The organism is Pseudidiomarina sp. (assembly GCF_048267825.1).
Lineage (GTDB): Bacteria > Pseudomonadota > Gammaproteobacteria > Enterobacterales > Alteromonadaceae > Pseudidiomarina.
The window spans coordinates 63,763-86,837 of sequence record NZ_JBLWWR010000009.1; the positions used below are offsets into that span (position 1 = coordinate 63,763).

Annotated in this window: 18 protein-coding genes and 1 tRNA gene; 9 read left to right on the forward strand and 10 right to left on the reverse strand. The window is 47.1% G+C overall.

Features of this window, described 5'->3' with window-relative positions; genetic code table 11:
• The first annotated feature begins 7 nt into the window (after positions 1 to 7).
• Entirely contained in the window at positions 8 to 1,750 is a 1,743-nt protein-coding gene (gene aceK, locus ACN0UN_RS08565) for a bifunctional isocitrate dehydrogenase kinase/phosphatase (protein ID WP_417659610.1), read from the forward strand.
• 10 nt (positions 1,751 to 1,760) lie between these two features.
• Here the strand turns inward: aceK and nhaD are convergent, their stop codons facing one another.
• The 5 genes from nhaD to ACN0UN_RS08590 all read right to left on the reverse strand — a co-directional run bounded on the left by nhaD (position 1,761) and on the right by ACN0UN_RS08590 (position 8,686).
• Positions 1,761 to 3,200: a sodium:proton antiporter NhaD gene (gene nhaD, locus ACN0UN_RS08570; protein ID WP_417659611.1), complete on the reverse strand. Its 1,440-nt coding sequence runs from the start codon at positions 3,198 to 3,200 to the stop codon at positions 1,761 to 1,763.
• 173 nt (positions 3,201 to 3,373) lie between these two features.
• Entirely contained in the window at positions 3,374 to 4,711 is a 1,338-nt protein-coding gene (gene aceA / locus ACN0UN_RS08575) for an isocitrate lyase (RefSeq protein WP_417659612.1), read from the reverse strand.
• Between the two features lie 33 nt (positions 4,712 to 4,744).
• Positions 4,745 to 6,355: a malate synthase A gene (gene aceB, locus ACN0UN_RS08580; RefSeq protein WP_417659613.1), complete on the reverse strand. Its 1,611-nt coding sequence runs from the start codon at positions 6,353 to 6,355 to the stop codon at positions 4,745 to 4,747.
• Positions 6,356 to 6,575: 220 nt separating this feature from the next.
• Complete coding sequence (locus ACN0UN_RS08585; RefSeq protein WP_417659614.1) at positions 6,576 to 7,367, reverse strand: SDR family oxidoreductase; 792 nt, start codon at positions 7,365 to 7,367, stop codon at positions 6,576 to 6,578.
• Between the two features lie 35 nt (positions 7,368 to 7,402).
• Positions 7,403 to 8,686 (reverse strand): hypothetical protein, encoded by a 1,284-nt coding sequence (locus ACN0UN_RS08590; protein ID WP_417659615.1) that lies wholly within the window; start codon positions 8,684 to 8,686, stop codon positions 7,403 to 7,405.
• Between the two features lie 229 nt (positions 8,687 to 8,915).
• Here ACN0UN_RS08590 and ACN0UN_RS08595 point away from each other — a divergent pair, with 229 nt between their 5' ends.
• Together ACN0UN_RS08595 and ACN0UN_RS08600 are read left to right on the forward strand one after the other, a co-directional pair.
• On the forward strand, positions 8,916 to 10,514 hold the full coding sequence (locus tag ACN0UN_RS08595) for a hypothetical protein (RefSeq protein ID WP_417659616.1): 1,599 nt from the start codon (positions 8,916 to 8,918) through the stop codon (positions 10,512 to 10,514).
• A gap of 78 nt (positions 10,515 to 10,592) precedes the next feature.
• Positions 10,593 to 13,310: a TonB-dependent receptor plug domain-containing protein gene (locus ACN0UN_RS08600; RefSeq protein WP_417659617.1), complete on the forward strand. Its 2,718-nt coding sequence runs from the start codon at positions 10,593 to 10,595 to the stop codon at positions 13,308 to 13,310.
• Between the two features lie 786 nt (positions 13,311 to 14,096).
• Here ACN0UN_RS08600 and ACN0UN_RS08605 read toward each other — a convergent pair.
• Positions 14,097 to 14,348, reverse strand: a complete 252-nt coding sequence (locus ACN0UN_RS08605) for a hypothetical protein (RefSeq protein ID WP_417659618.1) — start codon at positions 14,346 to 14,348, stop codon at positions 14,097 to 14,099.
• Between the two features lie 893 nt (positions 14,349 to 15,241).
• Here ACN0UN_RS08605 and ACN0UN_RS08610 point away from each other — a divergent pair.
• From ACN0UN_RS08610 to ACN0UN_RS08630, 5 genes are all read left to right on the forward strand, one after another.
• Positions 15,242 to 15,784, forward strand: a complete 543-nt coding sequence (locus ACN0UN_RS08610; protein ID WP_417659619.1) for a hypothetical protein — start codon at positions 15,242 to 15,244, stop codon at positions 15,782 to 15,784.
• Positions 15,785 to 15,978: 194 nt separating this feature from the next.
• The gene (locus tag ACN0UN_RS08615; RefSeq protein ID WP_417659620.1) at positions 15,979 to 16,266 is read left to right on the forward strand and encodes a hypothetical protein; all 288 of its coding nucleotides are present in this window, start codon (positions 15,979 to 15,981) and stop codon (positions 16,264 to 16,266) included.
• A gap of 31 nt (positions 16,267 to 16,297) precedes the next feature.
• Positions 16,298 to 16,669, forward strand: coding sequence for a DUF2513 domain-containing protein (locus ACN0UN_RS08620; protein WP_417659621.1), 372 nt, complete (start codon positions 16,298 to 16,300; stop codon positions 16,667 to 16,669).
• A 63-nt stretch (positions 16,670 to 16,732) separates the two neighbouring features.
• On the forward strand, positions 16,733 to 17,014 hold the full coding sequence (locus ACN0UN_RS08625; RefSeq protein WP_417659622.1) for a hypothetical protein: 282 nt from the start codon (positions 16,733 to 16,735) through the stop codon (positions 17,012 to 17,014).
• Between the two features lie 153 nt (positions 17,015 to 17,167).
• The gene (locus tag ACN0UN_RS08630; RefSeq protein ID WP_417659623.1) at positions 17,168 to 17,425 is read left to right on the forward strand and encodes a YHYH domain-containing protein; all 258 of its coding nucleotides are present in this window, start codon (positions 17,168 to 17,170) and stop codon (positions 17,423 to 17,425) included.
• 349 nt (positions 17,426 to 17,774) lie between these two features.
• Here the strand turns inward: ACN0UN_RS08630 and ACN0UN_RS08635 are convergent.
• The 4 genes from ACN0UN_RS08635 to ACN0UN_RS08650 all read right to left on the reverse strand — a co-directional run bounded on the left by ACN0UN_RS08635 (position 17,775) and on the right by ACN0UN_RS08650 (position 21,921).
• A tRNA-Phe gene (locus ACN0UN_RS08635) sits at positions 17,775 to 17,850 on the reverse strand.
• 105 nt (positions 17,851 to 17,955) lie between these two features.
• Positions 17,956 to 19,863, reverse strand: coding sequence for a biosynthetic arginine decarboxylase (gene speA, locus ACN0UN_RS08640; protein WP_128353134.1), 1,908 nt, complete (start codon positions 19,861 to 19,863; stop codon positions 17,956 to 17,958).
• 1 nt (position 19,864) lies between these two features.
• Positions 19,865 to 20,800 (reverse strand): agmatinase, encoded by a 936-nt coding sequence (gene speB / locus ACN0UN_RS08645; protein ID WP_417659624.1) that lies wholly within the window; start codon positions 20,798 to 20,800, stop codon positions 19,865 to 19,867.
• Between the two features lie 95 nt (positions 20,801 to 20,895).
• Positions 20,896 to 21,921, reverse strand: a complete 1,026-nt coding sequence (locus ACN0UN_RS08650) for an ATP-dependent 6-phosphofructokinase (protein WP_417659625.1) — start codon at positions 21,919 to 21,921, stop codon at positions 20,896 to 20,898.
• Between the two features lie 68 nt (positions 21,922 to 21,989).
• Here ACN0UN_RS08650 and ACN0UN_RS08655 point away from each other — a divergent pair, with 68 nt between their 5' ends.
• Positions 21,990 to 23,057, forward strand: coding sequence for an Ldh family oxidoreductase (locus ACN0UN_RS08655; protein WP_417659626.1), 1,068 nt, complete (start codon positions 21,990 to 21,992; stop codon positions 23,055 to 23,057).
• Positions 23,058 to 23,075 lie beyond the last annotated feature (18 nt).

Here is a 23,075-nt window from a genome sequence, read left to right on the forward strand (position 1 = left end):
CGATACCATGAGCAACGACGAGCTAGCCGGGCTATTTGCGCGCAAAATACTGCAGGGTTTTCATAAGCACTATGCGGTTTTCCAAGAGGTGACGCGTAATGCGAAGCAGCGTTTTGCCGAAGGCGATTGGCACGCAGGGCAGTATGCAGCAACAGTGCGGATTAGCTTCTATGATCAACGCGTGCACGAAACCACCACGGCACTGCGTAAGCTAACCGACGATAAACTCAACGAGCAGGCGTGGCTAGCCACGCGACAGCTCTACCAAGAGTTTTTGCAGTTCCACCCACAAGCGGAATTGGCAGAAACCTTTTATAACTCGGTATTTTGTAATCTGTTTCACCGACGTTACTTTAACAACGCCTACATATTTGTTGAAACCACGCTAAGTAATAGCATTCCGTTGGCGCTCGAAACCGAATTCCGTTCCTATTTCCCAGTGGTGCAGGGCATGCGTCGCACCTTGGCGAGAATCATGGGCGACGTTGATTTCGGTGCGGATTACGATGACCTTTCCGAAGACATCCGCCTGTTACGCAAAGCATTTCGTGATCAAACCGAAGCGGGCAAGCTGTCGGCTTACCAATTACGCATTGATGTGCTCAAAGAGCCATTTTTTCGTAACAAAGCGGCGTATGTAGTCGGGCGCATTGTCAGTGCGAATCGCATTTTCCCGTTTATTGTGCCGGTACTTCGAACGCCGCAAGGCAAGTTGTATTTAGACGCACTGATTACCAACACCGATGAAATGGCCATCATCTTTGGTTTTGCGCGCTCGTACTTTATGGTGCACACCCGCGCGCCATCGGCATTGGTGCGATTTTTAAAAGACTTAATGCCGAATAAAACGCTGGCGGAACTGTATTCTGCCATAGGCTTACACAAACAAAGTAAAACTGAGTTCTATCGTGATTTTCTGCATCATTTAGAAGCCAGTGATGATCAGCTGGTGGCTGCAGCGGGTATTAAGGGCATGGTCATGACCGTGTTCACGCTGCCTTCGTATCCGTATGTTTTTAAGGTCATTAAAGATGAGTTTGGCGGCGGCAAGCAGATGAGCCGGCAAACCGTTATTGATCGTTACCGCATGGTTAAACGCCACGACCGCGCGGGCCGAATGGCGGACACCTATGAATTTGCGAATGTGGCGATACCGCTTGACCGCATAGCCCCGGATTTACTCGAAGAATTACAAACCACCGTAGCGGGAAGCTTAAAAATTGAAGACGGTCAGCTGATTATTAGCCAACTGTTTGTAGAGCGCCGCATGGTGCCGCTGAATATCTTCCTTGAGTACGGCACGCCCGCGGAAATTGAAAAGGTCATGAAAGACTACGGCCAAGCCATAAAAGACATGATGGCGGCCAATATATTTCCCGGCGACATGCTCTTGAAAAACTTTGGACTAACGCGCCACAAACGCGTGGTGTTTTATGATTACGATGAAGTTCAGTACTTAACCGAAATGAACTTTCGTACGTTACCGAAAGCTGAAACCTACGAACAAATGATTGCCCCTGAGCCGTGGTACACGGTTGCGCCAAATGATGTGTTTCCGGAACAACTGGCGACCTTTGCGGTGCCACAACCTGAACTGCGTGACTTACTGTTGAAGTTTCATCCGGAGCTTATTGATGCTAAGTTTTGGCAGCAACAGCAAGAACATTTGCGCCAAGGGGTGATTACCGATGTGTTTCCGTATCCAGAAGCGGTGCGCTTTATGCGTTGTGTACGCACCGCTTCGGAATGAACGTTAGTGGTTAGTGGTTAAAGACGGTAAATAAGCTCTCGTTCAGCCACATGTGGGCCAGAATACTGACCGTGTAACCGAGTGCGATAACCGGGGTCCATTTTAGGTGGCTGGCGAAGGTGTAATAGCCACGTGCTTGACCCATCAGCGCCACACCTGCGGCGGAACCAATCGACAACAAGCTACCACCGGTACCCGCTGTTAACGTAACCAGCAACCATTGGCCATGCGACATTTCGGGCTGCATAGAAAGCACTGCGAACATAACCGGAATGTTATCAATAATCGCCGACATCAGGCCCAACGCAACGTTTGCGAATGTCGGGTTCCAGCCCAGATACAGCGTGTTTGATAGCAGTGACAGGTAGCCCATAAAGCCAAGCCCGCCAACACAAATAACAATGCCGTAGAAGAATAACAGGGTATCCCACTCCGCGCGTTGCACCCGGTTAAATACGTCAAACGGTACCACACTACCAAGGCGTTCAAGCCGGGCCATGTCGCCCGCGCGTTCAGCCATGGCACGCTTACGAGCGAGTGAGCCCGGCAGTGTCATACGCAAGAAATACCCGAAGAATTGGAGGTAACCTAACCCCATCATCATGCCCAGTACGGGCGGCAGGTGCAGCCACATGTGGCACGCCACAGCAGTTGCTATGGTTAGCAAAAACAAGGTGGTGATTCGTAGTGCGCCACGCTTGAGTTCAACTTCTTCGTAGATGGATGACGGCTTACGGTCTTCGATAAAGAAGCTCATAATCACCGCTGGCACCAAGTAGTTCAGCAGTGACGGAATAAATAGTACAAAGAATTCCTGGAATTGCACCATGCCGGCTTGCCATACCATTAGCGTGGTAATGTCGCCGAAGGGGCTAAAGGCGCCGCCAGCGTTCGCCGCAATAACAATGCTCACGCATGAAACACTGATGAACTTTTTATCGCCGTCAGCAACTTTCATGACTACGGCACACATCAGCAAGGCGGTTGTTAAGTTGTCGGCAACTGGCGAGATAAAAAAGGCGAGAAAGCCCGTCAGCCAAAACAGTTGTTTATAGGTAAACCCTTTCTTGATCATCCATGCGCGCAAGCCATCAAATAAACGGCGTTCTTCCATGGCGTTGATGTAAGTCATAGCGACCAGCAAGAACAGCATTAATTCGGCAAACTCAAGCAGGTTATGCCGAAACGCAACTTCAGCAACGCCTGGCATGTCGTTTTGCATATACACAAAACCAATCATCATCCAGATTAAGCCAGCAGCAACCAACACCGGCTTAGACTTGCGCATATGCAAACGTTCTTCGCCCATAACCAGTATGTAAGCGACGGTGAAAATGATAATCGCGGCGATGCCGACATTAGCTGTCGTCAAATCAAGTTGACCAGCGGCAGCAAAGGCAGCAGGAGAAAAGAGGCTTGCGCCCAATAGCAACAACAGTAGTTTCCACATGAGTCGTTATTCCTTCAACATGGGAGGCCGTAAGGGTTGAACAGCTTGATTTTTGGGGTGAGCTGCTCAGGCGGGCGAATACTACCACAAAAAAGCCGCCAAACACCTGTGTTCAGCGGCTTATGCAGAGAATTTTCAGAGGTAATTCTTAAGGGGTATTTGTAAACCAATAATTACGCTGGCTTTTTGAACTGGTCCTCTTCGGTTGAGCCGGTTAACGCCGTGACAGACGACTTTCCGCCTTGAATCACATTCGTCACTTCGTCAAAGTAGCCAGTGCCCACTTCCTGTTGGTGCGCCACGAAGGTATAACCTTTTTCAGCCGCCGCAAATTCCTGCTGTTGCAGCTTCACATAAGCTGACATGTCATTGCGTGCGTAGTCATGGGCTAACTCAAACATGTGGTACCACATGTTGTGCACACCCGCTAAGGTGATGAACTGGAACTTGTACCCCATAGCTGAAAGCTCACGTTGGAATTTCGCAATGGTGGTGTCGTCAAGATTGCGCTTCCAGTTGAAACTTGGTGAGCAGTTATAAGCCAGCAGTTTACCGGGGTATTTGGCATGAATCGCTTCGGCAAATTTGCGTGCTTCGTCTAAATCTGGCTTGGCGGTTTCGCACCACAACAAATCCGCATAGGGTGCGTACGCTAAGCCGCGTGAGATGGCCTGATCGATGCCCGCATTGACGCGGTAAAAACCTTCGGCAGTTCGCTCGCCGGTGCAAAACGGTAGGTCATTTGCGTCAACATCTGACGTCAATAAATCAGCCGCATTGGCATCGGTACGCGCTAAGATAAGCGTGGGTACGCCGGCCACATCTGCAGCCAAACGCGCCGCGATTAATTTCTGCACGGCTTCTTGGGTTGGCACCAACACTTTGCCGCCCATGTGCCCGCACTTTTTAACCGAGGCTAGCTGATCTTCAAAATGAACGCCCGCGGCACCGGCTCTCACCATGGCCTGCATTAATTCGTAAGCATTGAGAACACCACCAAACCCAGCTTCTGCGTCGGCCACGATAGGCGCGAAGTAATCAATATAACCTTCTTGCTCTGGGCCAATGCCTTTTGACCACTGAATTTGGTCGGCTCGCGCGAAGCTGTTATTAATACGCTCAACCACAGTGGGTACCGAGTCAACTGGGTAGAGCGACTGATCAGGGTACATGCTTAACGCGCTATTGTTGTCCGCAGCAACTTGCCAGCCAGACAGGTAGATAGCTTGCAAGCCTGCTTTTACCTGCTGCACCGCTTGGCCGCCAGTAAGCGCTCCAAGCGCATTGACGTAGTCCTTGCCAAATTTCTCTTGTGCCGCGCCGTTAACTAAACGCCAAAGTTTCGCCGCGCCATTTCGGGCGTAGGTGCATTCAGGTTGTACGCTACCGCGCAAACGAATCACATCCAGTGCGGAGTAGGTGCGTTCCACGCCTTTCCAGCGTGGGTTTTCTTGCCAGTCTTGCTCAAGCAGCTTCGCGGCTTCGGCGTGATGTAGTGATGTGGTTGTCATGGTTGTCATCCTGTTTCGTTTAAGTTGTTGTTATTAATTGAGCAGCGCGTAGCCGGGCAGGGTCAGAAACTCAACCAAGTCGTCTGCTGTTGTTATCTGTTCAAGAAGTTGTGTTGCTTGTTCAAAGTGTTCTTGGTTCCAGCGCTGGTCGCCAACTTCTTTGCGCACAACCTTGGCTTCGTCGGCTAAGTAATCGCGAAATAGTTGCTTGGTGACAACTTCGCCGTTATCGAGCGTCATTTGGTGTTTTATCCACTGCCAGATGCTGGTGCGGGAAATTTCTGCCGTGGCCGCGTCTTCCATTAAGCCGTAAATGGGCACGCAGCCTTTGCCGGAAATCCAGGCAGCGATGTACTGCAAGGCAACCCGGATATTGGTGCGCATACCAAGCTCGGTGCGAGGGCCGGAGCAGGGGGCAAGCAAGTGTTCGGCTGTAACAGGTTGGTCGTGCTCACGTAACACATGCAACTGATTGTTACCGTTTAGGCCGTCGACAAATACTTCACGCACGGTTGCGGCTAACCCTGGGTGCGCTATCCATGTGCCGTCATGGCCATTGGTACGTTCGAGTTCTTTGTCAGCTTTTACCTTGGCGAGTATTTTCGCGTTCTCGTCCGGGTCTTTGCTTGGAATAAACGCCGCCATGCCGCCCATTGCTAATGCGCCACGGCGATGACAGGTTTTAACCAGCAACCGCGAGTAAGCATTAAGAAATGGCTGATCCATCGTCACCACTTGGCGGTCAGGCAGAACGCGGTCGGGATGATTCTTCAGGGTTTTGATGTAGCTAAAAATATAATCCCAGCGGCCGCAGTTTAGCGCCACGATGTGGTCTTTCATGGCCTGCAGTATTTCGTCCATCTGAAAAACCGCGGGAAGGGTTTCAATTAAAATAGTGGCGCGAATGGTGCCTCGGGGTTGCTTAAAGTAGTCTTCGGTAAACCGAAACACATCCGCCCACCACTGTGCTTCGTCGCTGTGTTCTAACTTCGGAATGTAGTAATAAACGCCGGTGTTGTTCTTTAGACGTTGTTGAAAATTCAGACAAAAATACAATGCGAAGTCGACCAAGCCGCCCGGTGCCGCTTCGTTATCAACCAGCACGTGTTTTTCGGGAAGGTGAAGGCCCCGAACCCGGGCAATCAATAACGCAGGGTTGTCGTTAAGTTGGTAGTACTTGCCTGAAGCGGGGTCGGTATAATCAAGTTGGCCGCGGTTGGCATCGTACAAATTCACTTGCCCCTGCAACAAGCCTTCCCAGGTTGGCGACTGCGAATCTTCAAAGTCTGCCATGTAGCAATCAACGTTCGCGTTGAGCGCGTTAATCACCATTTTGCGGTCAACCGGGCCGGTAATTTCCACACGGCGTTTGGTAAGGTCTTCAGGGAGTTGGGCAACACGCCAGTCGCTGTCACGAATGGTCTTCGTAGCGGGGTCAAAATCGGGCAACCTGCCATCGTCAATGTATTGCTGACGTTTAGCTCTTGCCCCCAGCACCGCGTGCAATTGCGGGCGAAACTTACGTGTGAGTGCAACTAAGAATTCTTGCGTGGTTTTATTGATTAATGCTGCGCTGGCATCGTTTAACGGCGGCAGTTGCAGGCCATCAATGGCTGTTGCGCTTGGCTTATTTGAGTCGGTCATAATCTGTCCACTTGTTGTTCATGTGTTAACGATTACAGGCTAGACCCAAACAGGCGTATTCTACAAATGAATGAATAAAATTATGACCATTCACGGTGATTATGTGTGTATTTTTGAAACGAGGCGATCATGCAGGCGCGTTTATAAAGAGGGAGTAAGCGGAAGGTTTAAAACGAAAACGCCCTTATAGAAGGGCGTTATTGATGGAAGCGACTGTCGACTATTTCATTCGTGAATAGAGCAGTTTTTGATACCAGCTACGCGGCAACCAGCGTTTCATGTACCAAGCTAAGCGACCTTGACGATGCGGCAGCACATGGCTTTTCTTTTTATCCACGGCCTTCATGATCAAACGCGCAATATCAACCGCATTGAGTTTACTTGAGCTCATCAGTTTATCCACCTTCTGCTCAATGCCATCAATGGTGGAGCGCATGCCCTGATTCAAATTGGTTTTAAAGAAACTTGGGCACACCACGGTGACATGAATATTATCGTTCACCAATTCGTTTTGCAGCGTTTCTGACAGGCTAACTACTGCTGCTTTGGTCGCGTTGTAAGCGCTCATGTTTGGCACATCTAACAGGCCGGCCATAGAAGCAATGTTCACAAAGTGCCCCGAGCCTTGCTGTTTAAATAGCGGTGTGAAAACCTTGCAACCGCGCACCACACCAAGCAAGTTAATATCGATAATCCACTGCCAGTCAGTGAGTGTGGTATCGGAAATCTTACCCACTTGTGCCACGCCAGCATTGTTGACCACAACATCAATACCACCCCATTTTTCAGTGAGGGTTTTCGCCACCTGTTCTAGGTCACTCATACGGGTTACGTCGCAGGGCAGAAACATGGCCTTTGGTTGCCATTTCTGCAGGCTACCGATTACGGCTTCACCGCGCTCAATATCACGATCGCCAATGCACACCTGCCAGCCACCTTTTGCACATATTTGTGCAAGCGCAAAGCCCAAGCCACTGGCGCCGCCAGTGATGAATATTCGTTGTGGTTTCATTTATTATCCTTGTTGTCGCGCCGTTTAACGTTTAATTAGGGTGCCAGAGAAGCAGACACTGGGCGATCAATAAGCTGCCGTAATGACATTGAAGCATAACCCGTTAATTGCTTAAATGCAGCAAAATAGGTTTCAGAATCAGCGGGTTCACCATCGTTCACTAACTGTGAATAGGCCGCCCACAAGGTATAGATACCATCTTCAACGCCATTAGCTTTCAGTTGCACGTGCAGCTCGGCGTTCGCCACTAAACCGCAGGTGTAATGGGCTCTAAAGTTTACACGGCCGACGTCGACAAACTCCTCGCTGACCGGCCAGGTGGATGTGCACTCAAGTTGGGCGCCTTCTATGGCGCGTTGCAGCAACGCACTGCCTTGTTTCAGTTTACTGTCGGCATACAAATAGGCCATTAATTCGGCTGCGCCTTCATGTATCCAGGCCTCCTCAGGGCTTGAATAGCGCAGTCCCACACCTTGAAACAGGTGCGCTATTTCATGGGCAAAAAACCACAAGGTGTTCTGCTCATCGAGGTTGTCGAGTGCGCCCTTGCCATACCAATGCATGAATACCTGATCAGGTAAAACGCCACCTTGGTGGCCATAGAAATCACCTTCATAGGGACTATACGATGCGAATAGTGTGGGTGTTTGTGACAAACCACCAAGCTGCTTGGTGAAGTAGCTCATGATCATGGGCAGCTCAGTGATCAACTCATTCTGCAACGAGTTGGGTAATATCGGGTCAATAACGGCCACCAGTGCGGAGAAGGTTTCAGGAGGCTGGGTGCCGACATAAATTGCCCGGCCACTATCTCGGTCAAGCCACTCATGAGTTTGCAAATATTGTTGCCCGTCAATCAACAGGTAATCACCGGTGCTTATGGTAATCGCCATGGGCCATTCGTGATGGGCTTTCGAGCAATCGTTGGCACAGGCAAAAAAGCGCGCGGTGTGAACCAACATGCCACCATTACTGAACGGCGAAAATGGCGCGTAGTCTTTTGGCAGCGGGGTATAGGTTGCATCAAGAACAAAAGAAACCTCACTGAACGGTTGCCCATCAATGCTGGTAATTACTTCAGAACCGTTTTGCAGGCGTATCTGTGTATTTGAGTCAAGTGGCCGCCAGCGCTCGCTGCGGCTGTTATCGGGCGAGCGAACAAACTCCAGTTGAGTCACAGGTTCATTGAGACTGTAGGTAACGGTCCAGCCCAGATCAGATTTATTGAGGGTGATTAAGCGGATACCAGAGGCTGGCGGCGCTATCAATAACAGCACAAGCAAAATAACAGCAGCAATTGCAATAAAATAGCGCATCATATTTTTCCTTTAACCACGTTTCATCTTTCAATGTAGCACCACGATGGGTCTCGCTCCACGAGAAAGTGTAAGCAGTCGTGAGCCTTTCACGACTTTTACGATGACAGTTCTGTTGCGGTTCAGTGAATCTTTCATGACATCAAGAATTTGTCACAAATTTGTCATGGCTTATCACTAATCTGCCTGCGTCGTTTAATTACTTACATACGTTCCTATCCGGGAGAACACAATGAACTTGCAAACCCTTTTCAAAATTACAGCAATCGCTTCTGCTTTGGCCCTTGCTGGTTGTGGCGGTGATATTGAAGTAAACCCAACTGTTAATGACAACAGTGTGAATAACTCAAACAACACTTCAGGCGGCGGTGACACGCCAACTGACCCGACTGGTGATAACTTATGCGCTAGCTACAATGGTTTGCAGGGCGCTTTTGATGGTCGCGACTGTGAATACAATTTAGAATTCGCAAGCCGTAACGTTCAAATCACCGAAGACTTAACTTTTGCCGAACTGCCTGACGGCGGCGTACACGTATTTGATGGCGCGTTATTGATTGGTGAAGATTGTGATACCACCACAACTTGTACTATCAATGAAACTGGCCCTGTGGTTACGGTTGAGCCAGGCGCAACGTTAGCTTTCACCAGTGGTGAAGCGATTGTTCGTGTTGCTCGCGGCGCTAAGCTTAATGCGATTGGTACCTTCGCTAAACCAGTTACCTTCACTTCAGCAAACGCATTCACGCGTTTTGACGTAGTTGGTAATGGCCCGCGTTTTGCGGATTGGGGTGGCATTATCGTAAACGGCCAAGGTATTACCAACCAATGTACCGATGCGCAACGTGACGCAAACACCTGTAACGTTTCTTCAGAAGGTATCGTGAGCTACTACGGCGGTAACGATAACGCTGATGATAGCGGCTCAATGAAATACGCAAAAATCTGGTACGCAGGTTCAGGCCCACGTGCTGGCGGTGACGGCGATGACTTGAACTCACTGACCTTAAACGCAGTTGGTTCTGGCTCTTCATACGAATACGTTCACATTCATCAAGGTTACGATGACGGCATTGAGTTTTTCGGCGGCGCCGCTAACGTGAAACGTGTTGTATTTACTGATACGCAAGACGATTCAATGGATATCGATGCAGGTTGGCAAGGTAATGCCCAGTTCTTGTACATCAAACACGGCACTGTAAACGTAGACGGTACTGACGTATTTATGGGTAACGGCGGCTTTGAAGCTGACGGCGAGAAAAACTCAGGCCCTGAATACTCACAAGCGCCAACGTCACGTCCAACTATCGCGAACGTAACTGTTGTAACGACCGATGGTTTATCAACCCGTGACAACGACCCATCAACTGCAATGAAGTTTGATGATAACTTCCAGGGTCAACTCTACAACTTCCTGTTAGTAAAAGACGATGTTGCGACCAACGACACCCGTTGCATCTTGTTCACCGGTGACGGCGAGTTAGGTGTAGTAGCTGACGGCTTGAACTTCTTCAGCTCAGCAATGGCTTGTGTTGCAGAAAACGAGTTTACTTCAGCTGCATTGTTACCTGATGGTTCAACCCGTCAAGAATGGTTTGACAACGGTGGTTTGAACGCACGTTTAGGTGGTAACGCTACAGTATTTGCTGCAGACGGTTTTGCGACTGACATGACTTCTGCTGACATTACTGTTACTGCCGATGACTTAAGTGCTTTAGGTAACGACTACTTCGAAACCGTTGATTACATTGGTGCGGTATCTAGCGATGACACATCATCTGAATGGTATCAGTGGGTTGAAGCTGCGTTAGCTGCTGCAGAACAAGACTAATAGAACTTGTTGTAAAGCAACGTATGGCGGGCATGTTCACTAACATGCCCGCTGTTCAACATAACGCAGGAGTTGATTATGAGCACGAATTACAAACTCAAGCCGCTGGTTTTAGCGGTTAGCCTTGCACTTGCTGCAAGTGGCCAAGCGTATGCCCAACAGCAAGCTGCTGATGAAAGTGAAGCCGAAACAACAACGGACACTAGCATTGAAGAAGTTGTCACCACCGGCACGCGTTTGCAAGGAAGTGCAGCTGCGGTTGTTGATGAGCGCAAAAATCAGGCCTTCGTTGCCGATATTCTTGGTTCAGAACAACTGGCACGCACCGGTGATAGCGATGCTGCTTCAGCGCTCCGCCGTGTGACGGGATTAACTCTGGTAGATGGCAAATATGTTTACGTGCGCGGTTTAGGCGAACGTTATTCAAGCGCGCGATTAAATGGCGCAAGCATTCCAAGCCCAGACTTAACCCGTAACGTTATTCCACTGGATATCATTCCTTCAACCATTATTGAAAGCCTAGCGGTACAGAAGGTGTTCTCGCCGAGCATGCCTGCAGCCTTCGGTGGCGGTAATATCGATATTCGTACCAAATCGCTGCCAAGCGACTTTCAGGTGAATCTTGAGGTTGGTATCGGTCAAAATAGCAATGCCACGGATGGGTATACCTATAACCGCAATGAAGCCGGTATTCCGCAGAATATTCGCAACGCGATTGTTAAATACCGCGGTGATTTTAGCTTGCGTAATATTGTTGGCAAAGACGGACTCGTTGACAACGAACAGGGCTCAGCAAGTGAGCAAGCGCGTATGATCAACGCGGGGCTTTCTAAATCATTGCCACGCGACATTGCGCTAAAAGAAGATTCGCTTAACCCGAACTACAGCATTAAAGCCAGTATCGGCAATAGCTTTGACGAAGACTATTTTGGTGGCAGCATTGGCTTCTTGTTAGCTGGCGCCTATGACACCAAATGGAATGTTTCAGAGCGTTCTAGTGCTGTATTGAGCGAAAACGCCACAGAAGGTTGTGCCACAACATTAAACAGCGCAGAAGAAGTTGCTAACTCGTGCTACAACACCTTAAGCGAAACCACACTGACCACCGAAACTGAGCGTTTAAACGGTGTATTCAGCGTAGGTTATGAGCTTGATACGCACAGCGTAAGTTATACCAAGTTGTACTTAACTGATGCTGAAGACGAATCTGAGTTTGGTATTTTACAAAGCCCAAATGGCAGTAACTTGAAAACCATTTACGGTTCAGGTTTAGCCAATCGTGAGCATGAGTTTAAATACGAAGAGCGTACCTTGGATATTGACCAAGTGCGTGGCCAGCACACATTCTTAGATTATTGGGGTATTGGCTTTGACTGGCAATACACGGAGTCTACAGCTGAAACTGACATACCTACGGACATGTCGTTCCGGTTTGATGACTTGTATGACGACCAAGGCAATTATCTGAGCACCGTCGTTACGGGCGATGATAACCGTGCTGTGTACCAATACGTGGATATGGAAGACCACGTGAAATCGTATAGCGGCAACTTGTCATTACCCACCAACTTAGCGGGTATGGATATTGAGTTTAAAGCGGGCTATGACTTCACCGACAAAGCACGTTATTACACCACTGACCGTTTTGCGATGGATAATGGCTCAGGTTTACGGATTTCGGTAAACGACGATTTGGCGAACATTCTGGGCGTAACGGATTACCTAACTGATGAGCGCATTGATGAAAGCAACTTTTTGTTGTCGTATCGTGAGCCAACAGCGCCTGACGCCGATGATTACATTGCCACGCAAAAAACCGATGCGTTTTATGGCTCGTTTGACGCGTTTCTTACCAACAGCTGGCGCTTAGCCGGTGGTGTGCGTTGGGAAGAGTTCAAGCAAGTGTCTTTAGCTACTTCAAGTTTGATTTTTACACGTGAAGATTTAGACACCTACTACTCGGTTGAACGCATTCTTAACGGCACTACCGTTGAAGATGACTTCTATCCTGCGTTGTCCTTAACGTATATTGGCGATGAGAGTTATCAAATTCGTTTTGGTTTTTCGGAAACGGTGGTTCGCCCAGACATTCGTGAAACAGTTCCGGTTGCGTACTTTGACCCGATTACCGACATTCGCACCATTGGTCGTGCAGGCCTTGAAAGCAGCCCAATGACCAACCTCGATGCGCGCTTTGAATACTTTGCAGATAACGGCGACAACTACACAGTGTCGGCGTTCTATAAAGATATTGAGAAGCCAATTGAGTCAGTGTTAAGCGTAGGGGACGAGGAATACACGTTAAACTACGTGAACGGTATTTCGGCTGAAGTTTACGGTGTCGAATTTGAATGGCTACATGATCTGACGTATCTAGCGGATGGCTTCTTTACCAGCGGTAACCTGACCTGGAGTGATTCAGAGGCGGTTATTGACCCAGCGTTAGCCGGTAACTTAACCAACCCAACGAAGCGCATGACAGGCCACTCTGAATATGTTGCCAACTTCCAGTTGAGCTACGATTCACTCAACGGCAATCACTCAAGCTCGTTAATCTACAATGTGTTTGGTGAGCGTATTCTGGCAGCTGGTATCGGCGGTCGTGGTGATGCGTATGAGCAACCATTCCATTCACTCGACTTAGTGTACAACTACTACCCAGACTTTAATTCTAAAATCAGTTTTAAAGTGCAGAACTTACTTGATGAAGAGCAAGACGTAACCCAATCAGGCGTTACCGTGCAGTCACGTGAAGTAGGGCGGGTAATCAGTTTGAGCTACAGCTACGAGTTCTAATTTTCAGCACTGAATGACGAAAGGAGAGGGCGCAGGATGCGCCCTTTTTTTATTAGCGTAATCGGTTCTTAAATAAGTTGACGTAAGAGCAAGCACAAGTTAAATGTGAATTAAAAATTTAGGGGGCGTTGTGACGTATTCAATTAGTTCTGTTTGGATTTTCGCTTTTTGTTGTCGCTTTTGTGCTCCCAATTTATATAGGGAAATACAGTTGAGTGCGGTATGCCAATTAAAAACCAGAATAATTTAAGCTTTTATACCGAAACCCCTGCGAGATTAGTGATTTTCTCGTTCTTTTCGGCTGGGGTTTATAATATGTACTACTTTTACAGAAATTTCTTGAAGCACAATGACACCTCCTCGCGATTAGTACTAATCACAAAATCAATTTTGTATCCGTTTTTCTGTTTTGGGTTGTTAAAAAAAGCGAGCGCAAACTCTAGCAAGGATTCGAGAACTAGCGTAACAATTATGCTTTTGTGGGGTACGCTGTTTATATTTGTATATGCGGCTGGATTGTTGCAAGGGGATTGGAAGTATCTAGCATTCGCTACTTTCCTTCCTTTACTGGGCATCAATTACCTATTCAAGCAAGCAAGCGCCTAGAATATTCTGTACGGTTTTATTTCAATATTCTTTACCAACGGGCCAAGAGGCGGAATCAAGCCACGACACGGTGATTTAGTTGTTAGATGTTTACTATAAATAGGCTCGTTTGCGCCTGTTTTGGCGCAAATCTGGTACGGCTTTAATTTAAACCTTTAGCACAAAACGTGGTTCGTTAAATCAGCTATTCAAACCTCTAAGGAATCCTATTTGATAGCCATGCTCGAAATCAGATTCTGGATCGCCGAAGCCTTTCATTGGCTGCATAGGACACATGGGTATTAAGGGTGTTAGCGAGGTATTATTGGACTTTTGGTAACCAGCAACATATCCCGATTCGAAGCCGTTACAGAACTGCGCTGGTGTAGAGGCAATAGGTAAGGATAGAGTTAATAAAAGAACTGCAATGATACTAACAATGACTGTTTTCATTATTACTCTCCTGATTTACAGGCTTCTTCACCCGCTTTATAGCCATCATAGTATCCACTTGAATATGATTCATTCTCAAAGTCTCCCTCGATCATAGTAGAACGAATCTCGCACTTCGTGTTGTAACCTGACGCGTAACCATCATCGTATCCCACGTCGTATTTGTTCTCACTACTGCAACCAACGAGCATGGATAAAGCTAAAATTATGATTATTATTTTCATCGATATTTATCCATTTTCGAGGTAGTAATTAGTTGACTCTAGTTCCAATAGGAAATTATATGCGCTTTATCGTTTATAACAAATAATTAAAAAATAGACGATCTGTAAATTCCCCATTTATAAGTAACCGTAACAGCAACCACACCTAGGCATTGTAATCCCCCGCGAGTCGGAGCAGCTATAAGTAGAACACTCCGTAAACTAAAAACAAAGAAGTTTTCGATGCACCAACCTGTTACAGCACCGAAACGAAAAAAGCCCCTCTATTTCTAGCGAGGCATTTCGAATAATGGTGCCCAGGGGCGGAATCGAACCACCGACACGGGGATTTTAAATTAGTTATGACATGACAGTAACTTATTAAAACTCATTACTAAACAACTAGTTGCGGTAATCCATGGTTTTCATGTTTACGGTCAAATTGGTACATTTACGGGTGTTTTGGTACAAAATTGGCACATCAATAAGCTGTCAAAAAAGTAGATAGACGATATTCGACAATTAAACTAAACATTTAACAAGTTATAGAGCCGTACCAAACTCTAAATAATTTAGTGGTGTAGCATCGCTCAAAGGATCCATAAAAGGAGTTGTGCAAATATTCATCTTACGTTGATGTTGTGTTATAAGCGTATTTGAGTTTAAAAATTGTAATAAAAGGGACTTCCTATGTTTTATAAGTTAAATATATATCTTTTAGTAGCAGTCTTGTTTGCAGTATCAGCAACTTCCGCAAAGTCACAAGAAAAATCTATATCAGCGAGCAATGGTGTAACTGTATCAGTGACGGAGGACAGTTTTGCTGAACGTTTTGAATTCACTGCACCGACTTTAGAGTGGGAGCTAGAAAATGGAGATAAGATTGTCGCAATTGTTGCTGCCATAAAAGAGCCTAAGAAGCGAGTTCCGCCATTTATTACTGGTTTCATCGCATATGAAGACGACTGGAGAAGGTATTCTAAAGCTATTTTTAGGGGGGGAGACGAAGTTAATTTTGAATCTGTTTCGCGAGATGTACTGACCTGCTCGAGCCGCCCATGTACTTTAGTGGAGAGCTTCAATATTAATCTTACTCCAGCCCAGATAGAACGCCATAAAAAAAATAATGAACTTGTAATGCAGGTTCGTGGTGGAGCATCAAGTAACTTTCTAATATCAATTCCGGTTGACTATTTGGAGGCGGTTCAGGAGTTTTATGATGATAAAAAATGAAGCGGGTCAAAAATATTCAGTTTTTTAGCCAGTCGTAGTTGTTGAAATTCATACAAAGAGCCTCGGATTTATTGTCTCGAGGTTCTTCGTTTGATTATGTAGAAAGTTATTATCTGAATTCAGCTTTAACAAGTCAAAAGCAGTAACATACCCCAGATGAACTAGCAGCGTAGCTCCGCTTCAAGGAAAATAAAATGAAATGGAAGCACTATCTTGTATTAATAATTTTCCTACCTCTATTTGCGTCTTGTGGTGAGAAACACAAAGAGAAAATTAGTGCTTGTCATGATCGTGTTCACCAACGAGCTAAGAATACAGCGGAAATCATTACAACCGAAGTGAAAGAAGATAAATGGAAAGTTGTAGTTCGCGGAAGAGTCAAATATCAGAATGGGTTCGGGGCGTGGACTAATTACAGATATGTTTGCTCAGTCTTTAGTGACAATAGCGTTCCATTTTTTGAAGTTACCGAAGGCTGGTGATATTTACTGGTATCGAATTAAAGAGTGCTAAATGAAAAGAAACTGGGAAATAATTAGAACAATACTTTTTCGTGTCGAAGAACGTACGTTACCTGCAGACATTCTTCGCTTATCAGATTTTCAAGAATTTAAGGCCGAAGAAATCTCTTATCATATGAGGTTGCTGTTGGAAGCAGGGTTAGTTCGGGGGGAGATGAACCGAACAATAGGGCCTAATGTGAAAAACTTTACGGTTTGCGGCCTAACTTGGGATGGACATGAGTTTCTAGACAGTATCAGAAGCAGCAAAGTTTGGGAAAAAACTAAAGACACATTTATAGCAGAGGGAATATCAATGACTTTTGAGTTAGTTCAAAAGTTAGCGCACAAAGTTGCCGCTGCTGTGTTAGGTAATACACTTTAGCCACATCTGTTTAACCATAGAAGTTGTCGGTAAATATCGGATCTTGCCATAGAGAACAGTGTCATGAACAAAAAATGTGTTGCAGTTACACTTAGTGTTTTAGCGATTGCTTTGGCCTTTCCTCCTGTCGGGAAAAGTATTGTTTTCCAAGGATTTTCGATTGATAACATTCAAGTTTTTGATTTTACCGGGTTTAGGTTTTTCCTATCCGCTATTAACGATGATTGGAACAACAACGCTGATTCTTTTCTCATCAGATACGATCTACTTTCGCTCGAAGTTTTAGTTATATCCTTCATTGGAACAGCGTTATCGCTTCTATTGGCAAAGCCTATTCGGCAATAAATTAAGTTGTAACGCCCCCACATAATAACAAGTAGATTTATTTGACTAAATTTTAACCTTATGTAATTAATTTGTTTCAAGCTTGGTTGGGATTTTAAATTACAACAGAGAAGAACTGTATGTTATCTGCCGATAATCTATAAGGAAATTTCAATGAAATATCTTATTACAGCGATTTTAGCCATTGTAATCCTTTCAATTAACAGTGATGTAGAAGCTCACAGTGGACGTACTAACGCAGCTGGATGCCACACCAACAGTAAAACAGGCGACTATCACTGTCATAATGCGAAGACACCCACTACTGCAACATATTGCCACGTGATTAATGGCTCCTCTCGATGTGGTTACGCTTATTCAAGTTGTCAGGCTTTAGTGCGTCAGCATGGTGGATACTGCGCGAAGTCGTAGTTTAGTAGATTTAAGGTTGCGGTATGAGCAATTCCAACGATTGAATGATAATGGGCTTCTTATTTAAATATGGACCGTAAACACACCAAATTGAGCGGGTATTGAAAATTTTCGTTGGCACGATTTACGCCATACGTGGGCGAGTTGGCATGCTCAAGAGGAACAAGTCTTCAAGAGCTGCAAGAACTCGGCGGTTGGGCATCTTATGAAATGGTTTTGCGCTACGCTCATTTGGCAGGACAGCATTTGAAAGCGGTTGCATCAAATGTCGATGGCACAATTGGCACAAATTTGGTACAAAGCCAGAAAAAGAAAAGCCCCGCTATTTCTAGCGAGGCCTTATCAATAATGGTGCCCAGAGGCGGAATCGAACCACCGACACGGGGATTTTCAATCCCCTGCTCTACCGACTGAGCTATCTGGGCGTCGGGGCGTATTAAACGAGTTTTTCGGGTCTGAGTCAACCGCTTTTTTGATGAAATTCGGTGAATTCAGACCGTTTGCTCAGGAAATACCCAATTTGTTGATTTTTACACCTTCAAGTAAGTTGTACCCGCTAAACACTTCTCGTAATAGTCAGTCCAGCGTACGCCTTCACGCGGAGCAATGTGTCCCTTACGTACTTCGCGGTCAATCGACTTCTTGACTGTTTTGGCCATGTAATCGGTGTTGTACTGCATGGTTTCAAGCACTTTCTCTGCTGCTGTGCCCGGAACCACTTCTTCAATGTAAAAGTCACCTGGTTCGTCGTCATGGCAGTAAATATGAACTTCGGTTAACCGACCAAACAGATTGTGCATGTCGCCCATTACGTCTTGATACGCGCCGGTAAGGAACATACCTACGTGGTAGTTTTCGCCTTTGCGTAGTGCGTGCATGGGGATGTTGTCGCTGATTTCGGTGCCCTCAATATATTTGCTGAGTTTGCCGTCGCTATCACAGGTGATATCCACTATTGAACAACGCACTTCAGGCTTCTCGTCCAGGCGGCTAATTGGCACAATCGGCAATACTTGACCAATCGCCCACGTGTCGGCGGCAGACTGGAAAATAGAGAAATTACACAAGTATTGGCTGGCGAGCATATCTTCTAATTCTTCCAGCTCCTGAAAGACGAAGCTTTCGCGATCAAGCGATTGATGGATTTCCGTCAAAATGCGCCAATACATGGTGTCGAGCTTGGCCATTTCGTCTAAAGACAAAATACCCAGTTTGAAGGCTTCATACGCGCTCTGCTTGAAACTTGCAGCGTCGTTATAGCGTTCTTGCGGGTGCATTTCGGTTGAGTTAACCAGCTCACGCATGTTGCTGACAAGAATGTGCTCGTCGGCTATTGGGCTGATGTCGAATTGGGCACCGGTATTTTTAATTTCACCAACAATATTGGTCACCACACAACTGTGGTGTGCGGTAATGGCGCGGCCACTTTCACTGACTAGGTTCGGGTGGGGGACTTCTTCGAGATCACAGATCTGCTTCACTCCGTAAACCACGTCAGCAACGTATTCTTCGGTTGAGTAATTGCGCGACGAATCGGTGGTTGAGCTGGTTCCGTCGTAATCGATACCTAAACCACCACCAATATCTAAATATTCTAATGGCACGCCAATTTGAATCAATTTTGCATAAAGCCGTGCGCCTTCTGAAACCGCTTCTTTTACTTTGCGGATATCAGACATTTGGCTGCCGATATGAAAGTGCAGTAATTTTGCACAGTGCAGCATGTCTTCTTTTTTCAAAAGCTCAACAATGTTTAAGATTTCGGTAATGCTTAAGCCAAATTTTGCGCGATCACCGCTTGAGCCTGCCCATTTGCCTGAGCTACGCACCATCATCTTGCTGCGCAGGCCAATCATTGGCTCAACGCCAAGTTTTTTGGCTAACGGGATGAGCATTTCCAGCTCACTGAATTTCTCAATAACAATAATCATTTTACGGCGTAACTGACGACCAAGTAGGGCGAGCGTCAGGTAATCTTCGTCCTTGTAGCCGTTCAGAACGGTTAACGCATTTGGGTTTTCGTTATACGCAAGCACCGCCATAAGTTCTGGTTTGGAACCCGCTTCCAGGCCGTAGTCGTACGGTTCACCGGCGTCGATGATTTCCTCGACCACTTCGCGCATTTGATTCACTTTAATGGGGAATACGCCAACATAACGTGCGTTGTAGCCCGCATCTTGAATAGTTTTGGCGAATGTCTCATTCAAGATTTCAACTTGTGAGCGCAAGATATCGTGAAAACGGATAACCGCAGGCAGTTGAATTCCTTCAGCAAGAATTTCATCAACCACTTCTTTCATATCGATGTTCACGTCAGGCAGGCGATGATTGGGAGCAATTTGGATGCTGCCATTGTTACCAATTGAAAAATAACCTGCGCCCCAACGCTTTACGCCATAGAGTTCTTCGGCATCGTCGATTGTCCAGTTCTGAGCCATATCAGCGAGCCCCTTTTTCGTTCAAAATAATAAGTAATTCGCGCACAATTTTTGCGGCAAACACGTCAGAATTTCCGGTTGGATCAATTTCTGGTGACAACTCAACAACATCAGCGCCAACAAGGTTCTTCTGTCGCAAAATTTTCATTAAGCTCACGTACGAATGAAAATCTTCACCACCGGGCTCTGGGGTACCGGTACCAGGCAAAAATGCCGGGTCAAAATAGTCAAGGTCGAGCGTCAGATAGATTGGACGGTCGGCTGGAATTGCCATCACGCTGTCCAGAAACTCTTTACGCGACTTACGCACGGTGCCGTGCTCATTCATAAACCGATATTCGTCACGGGTACCAGAGCGAATGCCGTATTGAATGAGTTCATGCCCCGGGCCAAAATGGTCTAGCGCACGACGAATAATTGATGCATGTGAGTAGTGGTAACCGAGAAAGCCATCACGCAAGTCGGCGTGTGCATCAAGGTGAAGTAGCACTAACTCAGGGTATTGCTGCAAGTATTTGCGAATTGGCGCATAGGAAATTGAATGCTCGCCACCCAAGGTAAGCACCCGAATGTTGTCGGCTTCCAAGTTAATTGGGCCGAATACCTGATCAAATTGATCGGTGGCATGTTGCCACTGCGCTTCCACATCATCACTTGAGCCAAGTGACAAGTTACCTAAATCATAAAACGGATGATCAAACAGATCGGCATCTAAGTAGGGCGAATAACTTTCGATGTCTTCTGACACGGAACGCAAGCCATCAGGCCCGTTACGGGTTCCTTTACGAAAGCATGCGGTGCCATCAAAACCAAACCCAATTATATGGGTGCCGTTGGCATATACAGCTGCATCGGTTTGTGCCCCAAAAAACTCGCGTACTGGGGTGTCCGTCTTCACTTCTAACGAAGCGATTTGTTTAGGTTGTTGCTGACTCAAGGTGATTCACCTCCGCTGGTTCAACAGTGATTTAACTGGCGTGCTTAAAAAGGGGGCTATTATCGTTGTAATTGCCCCAAATTGCCACACTCTGATTAACTACGAGAAGGCTTTTTTACTGGATTAAAAATCTCATGCTGAATGCGCAATAAATTCTCATCGAGTGGGTTCTTTTTCGTCCATGTGTCAATGAGTGGTACAGCAACCAGTTGACCGGCTTTTAGCCCTGTCATGACACCGGTTTCACCTTTTAGAATAAGCTCGACAGCATGCACGCCCAGTTCTGAGGCGAGCACTCGGTCGGATGCCGTTGGCGGGCCACCGCGTTGAATGTGGCCAAGTAAGCACGGCCGGCATGGCATGTCGTATTCGGCTTCCAGCTGTTCAGAGAGTGCAACAGCACCGCCAGGCCATTGGTGCTCGCTAAGTACCATGACGTAACTGCCAGGGCCACGCACGGCTTCAACACGCTTGATGTGTTTCACCAATGCGGCCACGGTCAGCGGCTTATCTTTTTGCAGTTCGGGTAAAATCATCCGCTCAGCACCGGAGGCCATTGCGCTCATCAAACCGATAAAGCCAGCATGACGGCCCATAACTTCAACAATAAAAACGCGGTCCATTGCATCGGCGGTATCGCGAATTTTATCGAGGGCGTCCATCGCAATGGCAACTGCGGTGGAATAGCCGATGGTTGCGTCAGTACCAAACAAGTCATTGTCGATGGTGCCGGGCACCCCAATAATTTGCCCAGACCAATAGTTACTTAAGTGGTGCGCACCGCGAAATGAGCCGTCACCGCCAATTACAATTAATGCACTGATATTGAGGCTGTTTAGGTTATCAGCGGCAAGTTGTGCGCTTTCGTCTTCTTTAAAACGCGGGCAGCGTGCACTTTTGATGATGGTGCCCGAATATTGCAGCACATGAGCCACATCAGCTGCGTGCAGGGGAATATGTTCGTTGTTTAACAGGCCTTCGTAACCGTGTCGAAACGCTATCACGTCCATGCCGTAATGTTCTGCAGCTAATACGACAGCGCGCAGCGCTGCATTCATTCCTGGTGCGTCACCACCGCTGGTGAGTACGCCAATCCGTTGTGCTGTTGAAGTTTCAGACACCTCTATACTCCTCTTTACTATTGTCTGATAAGCTTATCGAACTTACCTTAATTTACAACGTACACAACATGACCGTGCAGAAAAATATTCAAGTTGAAGCAAATTCGATGCGCCAGTGGGCTCAAGCCTGCTTGGAAAAAGCCGGTGCTGAGCCCAAATTGGCACAGGCAATGGCGGAAAAACTTCTCGCAGCTGATCTCATGGGGTTTCGAACCCACGGCTTAATGCGGTTGCGTTATAACCTCAATTGTTTAGCCGACGGCAGTTCACGTCGTACCGGTCAGTATCACGTGCTGAAACAACGTGCGGCAGTGCAATTATGGGACGCTGACTTGGTATCCGGTTTGTACGTGGTGCCAGAAGCGATAACTGCGGCAATTGCTATGGCGAAAGAATGCGGCACCGGTACTGTGGTTATTAAGCGTGCGCAGCATGTTGCGGCTCTGGCGGTTTACCTTGAACAGGCAACACGTGCGGGCATGCTGATTCAAATCATGTGCGCAACGCCAGGTCAGCAAGCCGTTGCGCCTTATGGCGCAAAATCGGCATGGTTTTCGCCGAATCCGTTCGCTATTGGTGCTCCCACTCAGCAATTACCGATATTGCTTGATATTAGTTTGTCGATGACAGCTGCAGGCAAAGTTCGAAAAGCTATTGCCGAGCAAAAGCCGTTGCCGTACCCGGCACTGATCACGGCTGCGGGAGACTATACGTCCGATGCCACAACATTTTTGGCCGACCCTGCCAGTGTGCTCGCCCCCTTGGGTGGCGAAGACCTCGGCTATAAAGGCTCGGGCTTATGTTTGTTCAGTGAATTATGGACCCTTGCGTTAAGTCAGTTAGGGCGTCACCAAGAGCAGCCGGGTTTAGATGCCAACACGGTGTGGATTCAGGTGGTCGATCCGAGTGCTTTTGGCGATGCGGAGGCATTCAAGGCGCAGGCGCAGGCGTTGGTTGACGGCATGCATCAAGCCACACCTATTGATGCCAATAAACCTGTTCGGATACCGGGAGAAGGTGCGTTAGCTACGCGTGAGCGGCAGTTGCAATCCGGAGTGGACTATACGCCAGAGCTTTGGCGGCAATTAAAAAAGGTTGCTGACAGTATGCAGCAACCTTTACCGGACGTTCTTTAGTACGGAAAGCACTTTAGA